The 15,249-nt window shown below is 63.8% G+C and carries 12 protein-coding genes and 1 pseudogene; 7 read left to right on the forward strand and 6 right to left on the reverse strand.

Annotated elements, in window-relative coordinates:
- Positions 1-261 precede the first annotated feature (261 nt).
- On the reverse strand, positions 262-1,578 hold the full coding sequence (guaD, locus tag NKI64_RS31685) for a guanine deaminase (protein WP_023694726.1): 1,317 nt from the start codon (positions 1,576-1,578) through the stop codon (positions 262-264).
- Between the two features lie 2 nt (positions 1,579-1,580).
- Entirely contained in the window at positions 1,581-2,798 is a 1,218-nt protein-coding gene (locus NKI64_RS31690) for a urate hydroxylase PuuD (protein ID WP_023806215.1), read from the reverse strand.
- Between the two features lie 135 nt (positions 2,799-2,933).
- Between NKI64_RS31690 and NKI64_RS31695 the strand changes: the two genes are divergently transcribed.
- The 3 genes from NKI64_RS31695 (at position 2,934) to NKI64_RS31705 (ending at position 6,150) form a co-directional block, all read left to right on the forward strand.
- The gene (locus NKI64_RS31695) at positions 2,934-3,854 is read left to right on the forward strand and encodes a LysR family transcriptional regulator (RefSeq protein WP_023671373.1); all 921 of its coding nucleotides are present in this window, start codon (positions 2,934-2,936) and stop codon (positions 3,852-3,854) included.
- Positions 3,855-3,961: 107 nt separating this feature from the next.
- Complete coding sequence (locus NKI64_RS31700) at positions 3,962-4,903, forward strand: LLM class flavin-dependent oxidoreductase (protein ID WP_023671374.1); 942 nt, start codon at positions 3,962-3,964, stop codon at positions 4,901-4,903.
- A complete protein-coding gene (locus NKI64_RS31705) occupies positions 4,900-6,150 on the forward strand; it encodes an LLM class flavin-dependent oxidoreductase (protein ID WP_352672024.1) in 1,251 nt (416 codons plus the stop codon). The genes NKI64_RS31700 and NKI64_RS31705 overlap by 4 nt, the downstream gene beginning before the upstream one ends.
- A 12-nt stretch (positions 6,151-6,162) precedes the next feature.
- Here NKI64_RS31705 and xdhC read toward each other — a convergent pair.
- From xdhC to uraH, 4 genes and pseudogenes are all read right to left on the reverse strand, one after another.
- A pseudogene (gene xdhC, locus NKI64_RS31710) lies at positions 6,163-7,229 on the reverse strand (xanthine dehydrogenase accessory protein XdhC).
- A gap of 74 nt (positions 7,230-7,303) precedes the next feature.
- Positions 7,304-9,670, reverse strand: coding sequence for a xanthine dehydrogenase molybdopterin binding subunit (gene xdhB / locus NKI64_RS31715; protein ID WP_023671377.1), 2,367 nt, complete (start codon positions 9,668-9,670; stop codon positions 7,304-7,306).
- Positions 9,670-11,151, reverse strand: coding sequence for a xanthine dehydrogenase small subunit (gene xdhA, locus NKI64_RS31720; RefSeq protein ID WP_352672026.1), 1,482 nt, complete (start codon positions 11,149-11,151; stop codon positions 9,670-9,672). Before xdhA ends, xdhB begins: the two co-directional genes overlap by 1 nt.
- Positions 11,152-11,154: 3 nt before the next feature.
- Positions 11,155-11,529 (reverse strand): hydroxyisourate hydrolase, encoded by a 375-nt coding sequence (gene uraH, locus NKI64_RS31725; protein WP_352513783.1) that lies wholly within the window; start codon positions 11,527-11,529, stop codon positions 11,155-11,157.
- 199 nt (positions 11,530-11,728) lie between these two features.
- On the opposite strand from uraH, the gene puuE reads away from it, so the two are divergent.
- From puuE to NKI64_RS31745, 4 genes are read left to right on the forward strand one after another with little or no spacing between them, the layout of a single operon-like run.
- Positions 11,729-13,147, forward strand: a complete 1,419-nt coding sequence (puuE, locus tag NKI64_RS31730; RefSeq protein WP_352513782.1) for an allantoinase PuuE — start codon at positions 11,729-11,731, stop codon at positions 13,145-13,147.
- A gap of 32 nt (positions 13,148-13,179) precedes the next feature.
- Positions 13,180-14,037, forward strand: a complete 858-nt coding sequence (locus NKI64_RS31735; protein WP_460221618.1) for a bifunctional allantoicase/(S)-ureidoglycine aminohydrolase — start codon at positions 13,180-13,182, stop codon at positions 14,035-14,037.
- Positions 14,034-14,534, forward strand: a complete 501-nt coding sequence (locus NKI64_RS31740; protein WP_352513781.1) for an ureidoglycolate lyase — start codon at positions 14,034-14,036, stop codon at positions 14,532-14,534. The genes NKI64_RS31735 and NKI64_RS31740 overlap by 4 nt, the downstream gene beginning before the upstream one ends.
- A 3-nt stretch (positions 14,535-14,537) precedes the next feature.
- On the forward strand, positions 14,538-15,131 hold the full coding sequence (locus tag NKI64_RS31745) for a nucleoside deaminase (RefSeq protein ID WP_023683488.1): 594 nt from the start codon (positions 14,538-14,540) through the stop codon (positions 15,129-15,131).
- The last annotated feature ends 118 nt before the right edge of the window (positions 15,132-15,249 follow it).

The following is a 15,249-nucleotide window of genomic DNA, read 5'->3' on the forward strand; positions in this document are numbered from 1 at the left end:
GCCGCGCCAACCAATCCGCTTGGCGCTGCGGCGGACGCATAGGGGGAGAGAAGTGTCACCTATGTATCCGGTTCAAAGTGTTACCCATCTATCGGCTGGACAGGCGCAAAGCTGTCCGAACCGGCGCCCGTCCTCCGAAGCAAAGGCTCCCTTCCTCTCCCTCCGGAGGGGGATAGGTGGCGCCGCGAAGCGGCGACGGAGTGGGGGAACCTCTTGGCAACCAGGCGCAATCATCATCTTGTCCCGCGCGGATGATGAGTCCTAACCCGCGATCATATCACTCTTGGCCGGCCGCCCCGCGACATAGACCTCGCGCACGGCACGGTCGTCGCCCAGAGTCTGCAGCAGGAACAGCTCCTCCGCCAGCGTCTCCACAGTCGCCATCCTCAGCCGCATCGCCGGCGTGGCGCGGGCGTCGAGCACGGTGATGTCGGCATCGGTGCCTTCATCCAGCGTGCCGACCTTGTCCGCCATAGACAGCGCCTCGGCATTGCCACGTGTTAATTGCCAGAAGGACTGGAACGGGTTCAGCTTTTCGCCAGTCAGCGCGATCACCTTGTAGCCCTCGTCCATGGTGCGCAGCATCGAATAGTTGGTGCCGCCGCCGACATCGCTGGCCGCGGCGATGCGCAGCGGCTTGTCGCGGCGCCGAAAGCGCTGGTAATCGAACAGGCCGGAGCCGAGGAACAGGTTCGAGGTCGGGCAGAACACCGCCACCGAGCCGCTGTCCGACAGCGCATCGGCCTCGCGTTCCAAGAGATGGATGCAGTGGCCGAACAGGCTCTTTGGCCCCAGCAGGCCATACTGCTCGTAGACATCGGTGTAGTCGCGCGCCTGCGGATAGAGTTTTTGCGTGAAGGCGATTTCGGCGTGGTTTTCCGACAGATGCGTCTGCATATGCAGATCGGGATGCTCGCGGCAGAGCGCGCCCGACATCTCCAACTGTTCGGGCGAAGAGGTGATGGCGAAGCGCGGCGTGATCGCATAAAGCTGGCGGCCCTTGCCGTGCCATTCCGCAATCAGTGCCTTCGTATCGTCATAGCCGGATTGCGGCGTGTCGAGCACGCCTGCCGGCGCGTTTCGATCCATCATCACCTTGCCGGCAATGTTGAGCATGCCGCGCGCATGCGATTCGGCAAAGAACGCTTCGGCAGACGCCTTGTGCACCGAGCAGTAGGCGGCGACCGTCGTCGTGCCGTGGCGCACCATCTCGTCCAGGAACAGCCGGGCGATGCGGCGGCCATGCTGGGCGTTGGCGAATTTGGTCTCTTCGGGAAAGGTGTAGGTGTTCAGCCAGTCGAGCAGTTCGGCGCCGTAGGAGGCAATGACCTGCATCTGCGGGAAATGCGCATGCGCATCGATGAAGCCGGGCAGCAGCAGATGCGGCCGATGATCGATCCTTTTCGCACCGTCGCCCGCTTGCTTTTCGACTTCCGTGTAGCTGCCTGCGGCAACGATCCGGCCGTCGCGGATCAGCAGGCCGCCATCCTCCTCATAGCGCCAGGCGGCATGGTCGTCGATGGCTTCGGGCCAGCGCAAGAAGCTTAGCGTGCGGCCGCGCAGAAGTGTGGAGGTCATCCCTATTTCCCTGCGCCTTCGAACCAGGCGACCAGCAGCGCCCGTTCCTTGTCGCTGATCTGGGTGACGTTGGCGGGCGGCATGGCGTGGCTGCGCCCGGCCTGCAAATAGATTTCACGCGCATGCTCGGCAATGCCGGCGTCGGTGTCGAGCATCACGCCCTTCGGCGCATGGTAGATGCCTTCATAGACCGGCTCGGCCGTATGGCACATCGAGCAGCGGCCAAGCACGGTGTCGCGCACCGCCGGGAAATGCGACGAGGCGATATAGACTTCGGCCGCGGCGGATGCCTTGGGCTCGCCGGTCAGTATTTTCGGCGCTGTCGACAGCCACATGATGATGACGAATAGCACCGCAGCCGCCATCCAGGTCCAGTGGGGGTTGCCGGCACGCTTATGCACGGTGTTGAAATAGTGCCGGATCAAGACGCCGATGATGAACACCAGCGAGGCGATGACCCAGTTGAACTCCGTCGCAAACGCCAGCGGATAGTGGTTCGACAGCATCAGGAACAGCACGGGCAGCGTCAGGTAGTTGTTGTGCAGCGAGCGCTGCTTGGCGATCTTGCCGTATTTCGGGTCGGGCTTTCGGCCGGCAATCAGGTCGGCGACGACGATCTTCTGGTTTGGAATAATCACCATGAAGACATTGGCCGACATGATAGTGGCGGTGATGGCGCCGAGATGCAGGAAAGCGGCGCGGCCGGTGAACAGATGCGTCAGACCCCAGGCGATGAACACCAGAACGCCATAGAGCACCAGCATCAGTCCGGTGTCACTTTTGCCGAGCGGCGACCGGCAGAGCAGATCGTAGACAACCCAGCCGACGCCGATCGTCGCCATCGACAGCAGGATGCCCACGGGAACCGACATGGACAGAACATTGGGGTCGATCAGGAACAGGTCGGCGCTGGCATAGTAGACCACGCACAGCATGGCGAAGCCGGACAGCCAGGTGGCGTAGGATTCCCACTTGAACCAGGTCAGGTGTTCCGGCATTTCGGCCGGCGCCACCAGATATTTCTGGACGTGGTAGAAGCCGCCGCCATGCACCTGCCATTCCTCGCCGAATGCGCCGACCGGCATGCCGGGGCGCTGGCGCAGGCCAAGGTCGAGCGCGACGAAATAGAAGGACGAGCCGATCCAGGCGATGCCGGTGACGACGTGCAGCCAGCGCACGGCGAAACTCAGCCAGTCCCAGAAAATCGCGAAATCCATCATGTGAAATCGTCCCTGCCGATCGGCTGACTTTACGGTGTGGGGCGCAAACGAAAAGAGGCGAGGTGTACGATGACTTTCAAAAAAAAATGGAAAATACTAGGCTGACCACGTACGCCGCCACATAAAGAGCCACGAATGGCCTATCTCGACAACATCGCCGTCTTCGTCCGCGTCGTCGAGCTTGGTAATCTCTCGGCGGCAGGCCGCGACATGCGCATTTCGCCGGCGGTCGCCTCCAACCGCATCAAGGAGCTGGAAAAACACCTCGGCGTGCGGCTGTTCAACCGCACGACACGGCAATTGATGCCGACGGAGCATGGCACGGTGTTCTACTCCGGCGCCAAGCAGGTGCTGGAGGCGATCACCGAGGCGGAAGCCGCGGTTTCGGCGCTTTCCGGCCAACCGCGCGGCACCATCAAGGTGACCGCACCGCTCGGCCTCGGACGGCGGCTGGTGGCGTCGGGCATTCCGGATTTCCACGACAAATACCCCGATATCGAGGTGCGGCTGAGGCTCTCCGACCACAATATCGACATCATGAAGGAAGGCATCGACGTCGCCTTCAAGCTCGGCATCATCGAGGATTCCAGCCTGCGGATGCGCGGCATCATGGAATGTGAACGCGTGCTGGTGGCGGCACCGAAATATCTCGAAGCGCGCGGCGAGCCGGTGGAGCCACAGGAGCTGATCGGCAAGAAGCACGACTGCCTGATGCTGCGCTATTCCGGGGCGCGCGAATATGTCTGGACGCTGCAGACGCCGTCCGGCCCGCAGAAATTCGAGGTGCACGGCCCCTACGACACCGACGATGGCGATGTGCTGACCGGCTGGGCGCTGTCGGGCCGCGGCATCATCAACAAGCCGCGCTTCGAGGTCGAACCCTTCATCCGCGACCGGCGGCTGCAGGTCATCCTGGCCAGCACGCCGCCAACGCCGGTGCAGTTCGCCGCCGTCTATCCGCACAAGAAGCTGCAGGATCCAAAGGTGCGGCTGTTGCTCGACTTCATGGCCGAGCGTTGCCAGCGGCTGATCAAGGATTTGCTGGCCGGCAAGTGAGGGGCTGTTGGCCCAGTCGCCAGGGTTGTCTTACAAGCAGGTGACCTTAGGTTCGCATACGCCGCCCTATGATCGATGGTCCCATGCCGACTGACCAGCAAGCCACAATGCATCTTGCCGTTTCGCTCAACATTACTTCCGGGCAGCCGCTCGGGTTTAGCGACCTGGCCGGCTTTGCCAAGCAAGCGGAAGCGGCGGGGCTGGACATGATTGTCCTCGATGATTCCGCGCCGAACAGCGCCGGGTCGAGTTCTTTCGAAGCGACGACCTTGCTGGCGGCGCTGGCGACGGTGACAAGTCGGATCGGCCTTGTCGCTGCAGCCTCGACGGTGGCTCACCAGCCGTACAATCTGGCGCGCCGTTTTGCTTCGCTCGACATCATCAGCCATGGCCGCGCCGGCTGGCACGCGACCATGGCGCAGGCGCCACGGGAAGCCGCCAATTTCAGCCGGCCGGATGGATTTTCCGACGATGTGTTCCGCCGCCGCACGCAGGAATACATCGGCATCGTTCAGCGCCTGTGGCAGGGCTGGGATGCCGACGCGCTGCTGTTCGACAAGATCGGCGGCCGCTTCCACGATCCCGAAAAAATGCACCTGCTCGACCACAAGGGCGAATTTTTCTCCGTGCGCGGGCCGCTGAACGTCGCGCGCTCGCCGCAGGATACGCCGGTGCTGGTGCTGTCCGGCCTGTCCGAGGCCGACCTGGATATGGCCGCCCGCACTGCCGATGTCGTCCTGCTGGACAGACCCACAAAGGACCCCAAGGCGCGCCATGACGATCTCAAGCGCCGCGTTGTGGCCTGCGGACGCGATCCGGGTGCGGTCAAGCTGCTGCTGAACGTTGGCGCAGATGTCGCTGCCAACGCGCTCGAAACATGGTTCAGCTCGCAAAGCTGCGACGGGTTCAACATCGCAATACCGCCTGCGGCGATTGACGGTTTCATCGGCCGCGTGCTGCCGGAATTGCAGCGCCGCGGCCTCGTCCGCCCGGATTATCCCGGCACCACCTTGCGCTCTCATCTCAGACTTGCCGGAGGAGCGCAATGACCCGCCAGATGAAGCTTGGCGCCTTCCTGTGGGCGACGGGCCACCACATCGCCGCCTGGCGTCACCCCAAGGCGCATGTCACGGCAGGCATCGACATCGATCATTACATCCAGCTGGCGCGCACGGCGGAAGCGGCGAAGTTCGACATGGTGTTCTGCGAGGACGCCGCCGGTCTGCGCGAAGCCAATGTCGGCATCGCCAGCCAGACCTCACGCTCGATCGGCTTCGAGCCGATCAGCCTGCTGTCCGCGCTCGCCGTGCAGACCAGCCGCATCGGCCTCGTTTCGACGGCGTCGACCAGCTACAACGAGCCCTACGGCCTGGCGCGCACCTTTCTGTCGCTCGATCATCTGAGTGGTGGCCGGACTGGCTGGAACCTGGTGACGTCGGCCAGCCCCATCGAAGCCGCCAATTTCGGCGCGACGGGCCTGAAACCGCATGCCGACCGCTACGAGCGGGCGCGCGAATTCGCCGAGGTGGTATCAGGACTTTGGCAAGGCAGTGGCTTTCACGGTCACAACGGCCAGAGCTTTTCGGTGCGCGACCCGCTCGACCTGCCGCGCTCGCCGCAGGGCGCGCCGGTGATGGTGCAGGCCGGCGCCTCGGATGTCGGCCGCGACCTTGCCGCCCGCACCGCCGACGTCGTGTTCACGGCGGCGCAGACCCTCGAGGAAGCCAAGGGCTTTTACGACAACCTCAAGGGCCGTATGGCTGCCTATGGGCGGGAACCCGACGACATCAAGATCATGCCCGGCGTCTCCCCGGTGGTGGCAGATACCGAGGCCGAAGCGCGGGAGAAACAGGAGGAATTCCAGGCGCTGATCCCCGACGATGTCGGCGTGGCGCTACTGTCCAGCTATCTCAGCATCTCCGATCTCGGGAGCTATCCGATCGACGGACCGATGCCCGAGCTGCCGGAGACCGAGGGAATGAAAAGCCGCCAGGCGCTGGTCATCGAACAATCGCGCCGCGACGGCCTGTCGATCCGCCAGCTTGCGCGCCATTTCGCCGGCGCACGTGGCCATTGGCGTATCGTCGGCACGCCGGCGCAGATCGCTGACGAATTGCAGGCGCGGTTCGAGGGCGGCGGCGCGGACGGCTTCAACGTCATGCCGTCATACTTCCCCGGCGAGCTCGATGCCTTTGCCACGCTGGTGGTGCCGGAACTGCAGCGGCGCCGACTGTTCCGTCGGGAATACGAAGGCAGCACCTTGCGAGATCATCTCGGCCTGAAGCGGCCTGCTTAGCCGCGCCGAAGCTTAGCCGGCCATCATCTTATGCTGGACTTGATGGTCGGCATTCGGCGCGGTGTTGTGAACGACCAGTGCCGTCATGATCTCGGCTGCCGCGAGCGCCGCGATCACCGGCGGGCGCTTGTCCCTGACGGCGTCGCCGCCGATCGGGGAGACGAGGCGGGCCAACTCAGCCTCCGTGCCATCCGCCGATTTCAGGAACCAGTTCCTGAACGTCGCTCTCTTGGTTTTCGAGCCGATCATGCCGACATAGGCCGCGTCGTCGCGCTTCAGCGCCTCGGCGACGATGAGGAAATCCAGCGCATGGTCGTGGGTGAGGATGGCGAAGGCGGTGCCGGCGGGGGCGTTTCGCACCTCGGCCTCGGGCATCGGCGTCAGCAGCGTCTCGACGGTTTCCGACATGCCTTCCAGCGCTTCGGCCCGCGTCTCGATGACGACACCACGCACGGGAAGAAGTGCAACGGTCGAGGCCAGCGCCTGGCCGACATGGCCGCCGCCGAAGATATAGACATGCGGCAGGTGGGCTTCCTCGGCTTCTGCGGCCGCGATCAGCTCGGCAGCAAGCGCGGCATCGACGATACGGATCAAGACTTCGACGCGCCCGCCGCAGCACTGGCCGATCTCGGGACCTAGCGGCACGTCAAGCGTGGCGCGGACTTCATCGACCGCGATGCGGGCTTCTTTACCCTCCCCCTTGTGGGGAGGGTCGGTGAGCGGACGCCCCGTGGCGGGGGGCGCGCAAACGGGTGGCGTTGCACCATGGTGCCCCGCCCCCCCCCCCCCCGGCGGGGGCGGGGGGGGCCGCCCCCCCCCCCCCCCCCCGCGGGGGCGGGCCCCCCCCCCGACCCTCCCCACAAGGGGGAGGGTGAAGACCCCACCATCTGCCTCGCCTTGTCGATCGCCATGTACTCGAGCTGACCGCCGCCGATCGTGCCAAAAATCGCCGCCTGCGATACGAGCATGAAGGCGCCCTTCTCGCGCGGAGTCGAGCCTTTGGTGCCGGCCACTTCGACCAGAGCAAGCCGGCCGGCGCTGGCGAGAAAAGCTCTGAGGCTTTGCACTTTCGACTTCATATTTCGCATTCCCGTACGGGAAATATAGGGTTTTTCAGTCTGAATTGCACGTTTTGCCAGAATCCAGGTCAGAGTCAGGCGCTATTCTTGGCTTCACCCTTCAGCCGTTCGATCGCCATCAGCACCCGTTCTGGTGTTGCAGGAGCGTCGAGACGCGGACAGACCTTATGATCGGCCACACTTGCCACCGCGTCCGACAGCGCATGCAGCACAGACATGCCGAGCGGGAAGGGCGGTTCGCCGACCGCCTTGGAACGGTGCACCGTCGGCTCGTTGGCCTCCGGCCAGTCGGCCAGCGTGACGTTGAATATCTTCGGCCGGTCGGACGCGAGCGGGATCTTATAGGTCGACGGCGCATGCGTGCGCAGCCGGCCCTTGTCGTCCCACCACAGCTCCTCCGTCGTCAGCCAGCCCATGCCCTGGATGAAGCCGCCCTCGATCTGGCCGAGATCGATGGCGCGGTTCAGCGAGCGGCCGGTTTCATGCAATATGTCGGTGCGCTCGACGACATATTCGCCGGTCAGCGTGTCGACCGAGACTTCCGAGCACGAGGCGCCATAGGCGAAATAATAGAACGGACGGCCCTCGCCCTTGTCACGGTTCCAGTGGATTTTCGGCGTCTTGTAAAAACCCGCCGCCGACAGTTGGATGCGGGCCATATAGGCCTGCTTGACAAGGTCGGTGAAGGCGATCTCCTGGTTGCCGATGCGCACCCGGTTGGGCAGGAAAAGCACCTGCTCGCGCGGCACCTGGTATTTTTCGGCGGCGAAGTCGGTCAGCCGTTCCTTGATCTGGCGGGCGCCGTTCTGCGCCGCCATGCCGTTGAGGTCGGTGCCGGACGACGCCGCGGTGGCCGAAGTGTTGGGCACCTTGCCGGTGGTCGTCGCGGTGATCTTGACCTGGTCGAGGTCGATCTGGAACTCTTCCGCCACCACCTGCGCCACCTTGACGTAGAGGCCTTGCCCCATCTCGGTGCCGCCGTGATTCAGATGCACCGAACCATCGGTGTAGACATGCACCAGCGCGCCGGCCTGGTTGTAGTGGGTGGCTGTGAAAGAGATGCCGAATTTGACCGGCGTCAGCGCCAGGCCGCGCTTGATGAAGCGGCTGTTGGCGTTGAAGGCCTGGATGATGCGGCGGCGCCCCGCATAGTCGGCGCTCGCCTCCAGCTCGGCGACGATGCGGTGGATGATGTTGTCCTCGACCGTCTGGTGATAAGGGGTGACGTTGCGGCCCCCGTCTTTATCACCACTGGTGCCATAAAAATTCTGCTTGCGGATTTCGAGCGGGTCCTTGCCGACGGCAAAGGCAACCTCGTCGATGACGCGTTCGGCGCCGACCATGCCCTGCGGGCCGCCGAAGCCGCGAAACGCCGTGTTCGACACGGTGTTGGTGTAAAGCGGCGCCGATTGCGCATGCACCGCCGGCCAGAAATAGGTGTTGTCGCAATGGAACAGCGCGCGGTCGGTGACCGGGCCGGACAGGTCCGAGGAAAAGCCGCAACGCGCCGCGAACATGAAGTCGACGCCAAGAATGTTGCCGGCGTCGTCGAAACCTACTTCGTAGTCGACGAGGAAGTCATGGCGCTTGCCGGTGGCAATCATGTCGTCGTCACGGTCGGGCCGGATCTTGACCGCGCGATGGTGTTTCTTGGCGGCGATCGCAGCCAATGCCGCAAACTGGTTGCCTTGCGTCTCCTTCCCGCCGAAGCCGCCACCCATGCGGCGGATTTCCACTGTGATGGCGTTGCTCGGCACGCCCAGCGCATGGCTGACCATATGCTGGACTTCGCTCGGATGCTGGGTCGAGGAATAGATGGTGACGTCCTGGTCCTCGCCAGGAATGGCCACTGCGATATGGCCTTCGAGATAGAAATGCTCTTGGCCGCCGATGCGCATCTTGCCCTTCAGCCGGCGGGGCGCCGCCTTGATCGCGGCAGCGGCATCGCCACGCTTCAGCGTGAGCGGCGGCGTGACCAGCTTGTCCTTGCGGGGGTCGAGATCGCCAATGTCGGTGACGAAAGGCAATGGACTGTATTCGACCTTGGCCAGCCGGGTGGCGCGGCGCGCCTGTTCGCGCGTCTTGGCAATAACGCAGAAGATCGGCTGACCATAAAACTGCACCTTGTCGTCGGCCAGCACCGGCTCGTCGTGTCGACCGGTCGGCGAAATGTCATTTTCGCCCGGAACGTCCTTGGCCGTCAGCACATCGACGACGCCCGGCGCCGCGCGCACCGCCGACAGATCCATTTTGCTGATCGTCGCATGCGTCGCCGTGGACAGGCCGAGGCAGCCATGCAGCATGCCCGCCGGTTCCGGCATATCGTCGATATAGACCGCGCTGCCGCTGACATGCTTGTGCGCGGAATCGTGGCGCTGGTCGGCGGCGACGCCACCGGAAATCTTCTGCGCCTTGAGATCTGGAGAGGCGTGCTTGTTCATCAGGCCGCCTCGTTGCGTGACACCTGGAACGGCGCCTTGCTGCCGCTGGTTTCGGCAAAAAAGCGCAGCAGCAGGTTCCTGGCCGCCAGCGCCCGGTACTCGGCCGATGCCCGCATATCGGTCAGCGGGGTGAAATCGCCGGCATATTCAGCCATGGCCGCTTCCACCGTTGTCTCCGTCCACGGCTTGCCGAGCAGCGCTTTTTCGACACCGAAAGCCCGCTTCGGGGTGGCCGCCATGCCGCCATAGGCGATGCATATATCGGCCACGGTTCCGTCCTTGGCCAAGTCGAGGAAAAAGGCGCCAAGGGCTGCGGTGATGTCCTCGTCGCGGCGCTTGGTGATCTTGTAGACGGCAAACTTCGTGCCCTTGGCCGGCACGGGAACGTGCACGGCCTCGACGAATTCGCCTGGCTGCCGGTCCTGCTTGCCATAGGCGATGAAGAATTCCTCGAGCGCGATGGTGCGCCGCTTCTTGCCGCGGCGCAGCGTCAGCTGCGCGCCGAGCGCGATCAGAGGCGGCGGCGTGTCGCCGATCGGCGAACCATTGGCGATGTTGCCGCCGATGGTGCCCATATTTCGTACCTGCTCGCCGCCGATGCGATCGAACAACGGCCCGAGTGCCGGGATGCGCTTGGCCAGTGTCGCGAAGGCGTCGGTGTAGGTGACGCCGGCGCCGATGGTGATGACGTCATTGTCTTCGGAAATCGCGCACAGCCCGTCGAGATTGCCGATGAAAACCACCGGTGAAATATCGCGCATATGCTTGGTGACCCACAGGCCGACATCGGTCGAGCCGGCGACGACCGTGGCGCTCGGCTCCTTGTCCAGCACGGCGGCGAAATCGTCGGCGTTGGCGGGCACGATCAGCCGCTGCTTGCCGGTGCCGATTTCGACGCGGGCGCCGTCACGCATGGTCTCGAGCCTTGCCGTGATTGCCTTGCGCTCCGCCGCCAGCGGATCCTTAGCCGCCTTGCCGTAGGTGGAGATGGCGCGCGCGGCGCGTATGATTGCCTCGTAGCCAGTGCAGCGGCAAAGATTGCCTTGCAGGGCCTTTTCGATCGCCGCATTCGACGGGTCCGGCGACTTCATCCACAGGCCGTAGAGCGACATGACGAAGCCCGGCGTGCAGAAGCCGCATTGCGAACCGTGGAAATCGACCATCGCCTGCTGCACCGGATGCAAATGGCCTGATACGCCGCGAAGATGTTCGACCGTGACGACATGAGTGCCGTCGAGCGAACCAAGAAAACGGATGCAGGCGTTGACGCTTTCATAGACCAGCCCAGTGGCCGCAAGTTTGCCGACCAGCACCGTGCAGGCGCCGCAATCGCCCTCGGCGCAGCCTTCCTTGGTGCCGCGCAGCGAGCGCTCAAGCCGCAGCCAGTCGAGCAAGGTCGCATCGGGCGCCACCGACGACAGCGCGACATCCCTGCCATTGAGGATGATGCGGATCTCGTTGCGTATGGTGATCTTGGCCATGCGTCAGCTCCCCCTGTAGGTCGAGTAGCCATAGGGAGAGATAAGCAATGGCACGTGATAATGCACGGATTCTGCCATGCCGAAGCGGATCGGCACGCTGTCGAGGAAGGCCGGTTCCGGTAATTTTGTCCCTTGGCCGCGTAGATAATCGCCGGCGGCGAAGACCAGTTCGTATTCGCCAAGGCGGAATTCCGCTCCTGCCAGCAACGGCGCATCGCAGCGGCCGTCGGCATTTGTGACAACGGTCTTCAGATGTGTCCGTGCGTTGCCCTCAAGGTGATAAAGCGCGATCGACAGGCCCGCCGCCGGCTTGCCGGTCGCGGTGTCGAGCACATGCGTCGTCAGGCGACCGCCATCGGCTTTCGACGTTTCTGCCACTGGCGCCTCCCATTTCCAGAACGAACTGGCCCGGTACAATCGAACGAAGCAATGAATTGTGCGCCAATTAAAGGCGATGCATAAGTCCCGGTCGAGCGGAGCGGCACAAAAACACTTTCAAAAATTTCGGGGGAATGCGCAGGCAGCCCTTTCGACTATCCTGATCACAACTTCCGGCAGCGTCCGGCAGGGAGGGGCAATGCGTTACTCTAGAGACATGCGCGGCTATGGAGCCAATCCGCCGGATCCAAAATGGCCTGATGGCGCGCATGTAGCCGTGCAATTCGTCGTCAACTACGAGGAAGGCGGCGAGAACTGCGTGCTGCACGGCGACAAGGCCTCGGAAGCCTTTCTGTCGGAAATCGTCGGCGCCGCGCCCTGGGTCGGCCAGCGCCACTGGAACATGGAATCGATCTACGAATATGGCGCGCGGGCAGGCTTCTGGCGGCTGCTGCGCCTGTTCAGCGAGGCGCAAGTGCCGGTGACCTGTTACGGGGTCGCCTCAGCATTAGCCCGGTCGCCCGACCAGGTGGCGGCGATGCAGGAGGCCGGCTGGGAAATGGCCTCGCACGGGCTGAAATGGATCGACTACCGCGACCACAGCGCCGAGGACGAGCGCCGCGACCTCGAAGCGGCGATCAAGCTGCACTACGAGGTGACAGGCCAACGGCCGACCGGCTGGTACACCGGCCGCACCTCGGTCAATACGGTGCGGTTGGTGGCCGAAGAGGGCGGCTTCGACTATGTGTCGGACACTTATGACGACGAACTGCCCTACTGGTTCGAGCACAGCGGCGGCGCGCAACTCGTCATCCCCTACACGCTCGATGCCAACGACATGCGTTTCGCCACGCCGCAGGGATTCAATTCCGGCGACCAGTTCTTCGCCTATTTGAAGGACAGTTTCGACACGCTCTATGCCGAGGGCAAAGCGGGCCGGCCGCGGATGATGAATATCGGCCTGCATTGCCGCCTCGTCGGACGTCCCGGGCGGGTGGCGGCGCTGAAGCGCTTCGTCGACTATGTCAGATCGCACGACAAGGTCTGGCTGGCACGGCGCGTCGATATCGCCAGGCACTGGCAGGAGAACCACCCCTACCAGCCGGCGGCGCTCAAGCCGTCGAAGATGGCGTTCGAGACCTTCGTCGACACTTTCGGCGGCGTGTTCGAACATTCGCCCTGGGTCGCCGAACGTGCCTATGAGCTGGAGCTTGGGCCGGCGCACGACAGCGCCGGCGGCCTGCACAATGCGCTCTGCCGCGTCTTCCGCGCCGCCAGCGAAACCGAGCGGATCGGCGTCCTCAACGCCCATCCCGATCTCGCTGGCAAACTGGCCAAGGCGCGGCGGCTGACGGCGGAATCCACACGCGAGCAGGCTTCCGCCGGCCTAGACGCGCTGACCGACAAGGAGCGCGAGCTGTTTTCCAAGCTCAACGCCGCTTACGTCACCACCTTCGGCTTTCCCTTCATCATCGCGGTGCGGGGCAAGACCAAGGAGGAGATCCTCGCCGAGTTCGAGGCGCGCATCGGTAACAGCCGCGGCATCGAACTCGATACCGCCTGCAAACAGGTCGAGCGCATTGCGCTGCTCCGCCTGAAAGACATGCTCCCGCTCTAATGAAATGACTGAGGGGTCAGGACCCAATGGATATGATCAAGACTGACCAGAAAACCTATTACGCGCCGCATGGCGGCCATCCCGGCCAAAATGAGCTTTTGACCGGCCGCGCCGTCTTCACCGAGGCCTATGCGGTCATACCAAAGGGGGTGATGCAGGACATCGTCACCAGCCCCCTGCCGTTCTGGGACGAGACCAGGGCCTGGATCATCGCCAGGCCGCTTTCGGGTTTCGCCGAGACATTTTCGCAGTACATCGTCGAGGTCCTGCCCGGCGGCGGCAGCGACCGGCCCGAGCCGGACGCCGGCGCCGAGGGCGTGCTGTTCGTGGTTGAGGGCGAGTTGACCGTTTCGCTGGCCGGCAAGAAGCACGTGCTGCAAGCCGGCGGTTTTGCCTTCCTGCCGCCGGACAGCGGCTGGACGGTGCGCAACGAAGGTCGCGACGCCGTACGCTTCCACTGGATCAGGAAGGCCTATGAGGCCGTCGACGGCATCGACGCGCCGGAAGTCCTGTTCAGCAGTGACCAGCAAATGGCGCCGACGCCGATGCCCGGCACCGAGGGTCGCTGGGCGACGACGCGTTTCGTCGATCCAGCCGACATGCGCCACGACATGCATGTCACCATCGTTACGCTCGAGCCTGGCGCCGTCATCCCGTTTGCCGAGACGCATGTCATGGAGCACGGGCTCTATGTCTTGGAAGGCAAGGCGGTCTACCGCCTCAACCAGGACTGGGTCGAGGTCGAGGCCGGCGACTTCATGTGGCTGCGCGCCTTCTGCCCGCAGGCCTGCTACGCGGGCGGCCCAGGCAAATTCCGCTATCTCCTTTACAAGGACGTCAACCGGCACGCCAAGCTCGGCGGGGCGGGCATTGGCGGTCGCGCGCGGTGACCCGCATCACAGCGCGGCCGCTGACGCGCGAAAGCTTTGCCGGCTTCGGCGATGTCATCGACATGGGCGGCGGCAATCACTACCCGATCAATGGCGGCAAGACCGAGCGCTACCACAATCTCGCCACCGCTGAAGCCGCGGGACCGAATGCCCGCGTGCTGATCTCGATGGCGCGCGGCACGCCTTACGACCTGCCGCTGAAGCTGACCATGGTCGAGCGCCATCCCTTGGGCAGCCAGGCGTTCATCCCGCTGTCGCCGCGGCCTTTCCTGGTCGTCGTCTGCCATGACGGCCAGGACGGTCCGGGCGAGCCGCACGCCTTCATCACCGCACCCGGGCAAGGCGTCAACTATCCGCGCAATCTCTGGCACGGCGTGCTGACGCCGCTCGGCGAAGCGCAGGATTTCGTCATCGTCGACCGCGGCGGTGACGGCTCCAACCTCGAAGAGTTCCATTTCTCGCACCCCTACGAAATCCATCTCCCCAACGAGACCTGAGAAATGACCGACATATCGCTGATCGACCGCCTGCTCGATGTCATCGAGCACGACATCGTGCCGAAAACGGCAGAGGGCGTGGCCCATGGGAACAAGCTGTTCGGCGCCGCCATCCTGCGGAAGGGCGACCGCTCGCTGGTGCTGGCCGAAACCAACAACGAGATGGAAAATCCGCTCTGGCATGGCGAGGTGCACTGCCTGAAGCGTTTCTATGAAATGCCGAAAGCCGAGCGCGTCGACACCAAGGACGCCATCTTCATCGCCACGCATGAGCCCTGCTCGCTCTGCCTGTCGGCGATCACCTGGACCGGCTTCGACAATTTCTACTACCTCTTCAGCCACGAGGATTCACGCGACAGCTTTGCGATCCCGCACGATCTGAAAATCCTGAAAGAGGTCTTCACTCTTGATCCCGGCGGCTACAATGCCGAGAACGCTTATTGGAAGAGTTTTTCCATTCGCAGGCTGGTGCGGGCGCTGCCCGAGGCCGAGCGCGGCCGGCTTGAGGCAAGGATCGGCAATATTTCCGCCCGCTACGACGAACTGTCCGGCGCTTATCAGGCGCGCAAGGCCGAAAACGACATTCCGCTGAACTGACGCGGATTGCCTAGGTGTTTGATCCCAGGCTTTGATGGCGCATACTTTTCGTCCGAATCAAAGGATGCGCTATGGGCCAGGTTCTTCATGGGAGCGCCACGACGACAGAGGCGATCCG

Origin of the sequence: Mesorhizobium sp. M0478 (assembly GCF_040321305.1) — a bacterium.
Classification (GTDB): domain Bacteria; phylum Pseudomonadota; class Alphaproteobacteria; order Rhizobiales; family Rhizobiaceae; genus Mesorhizobium.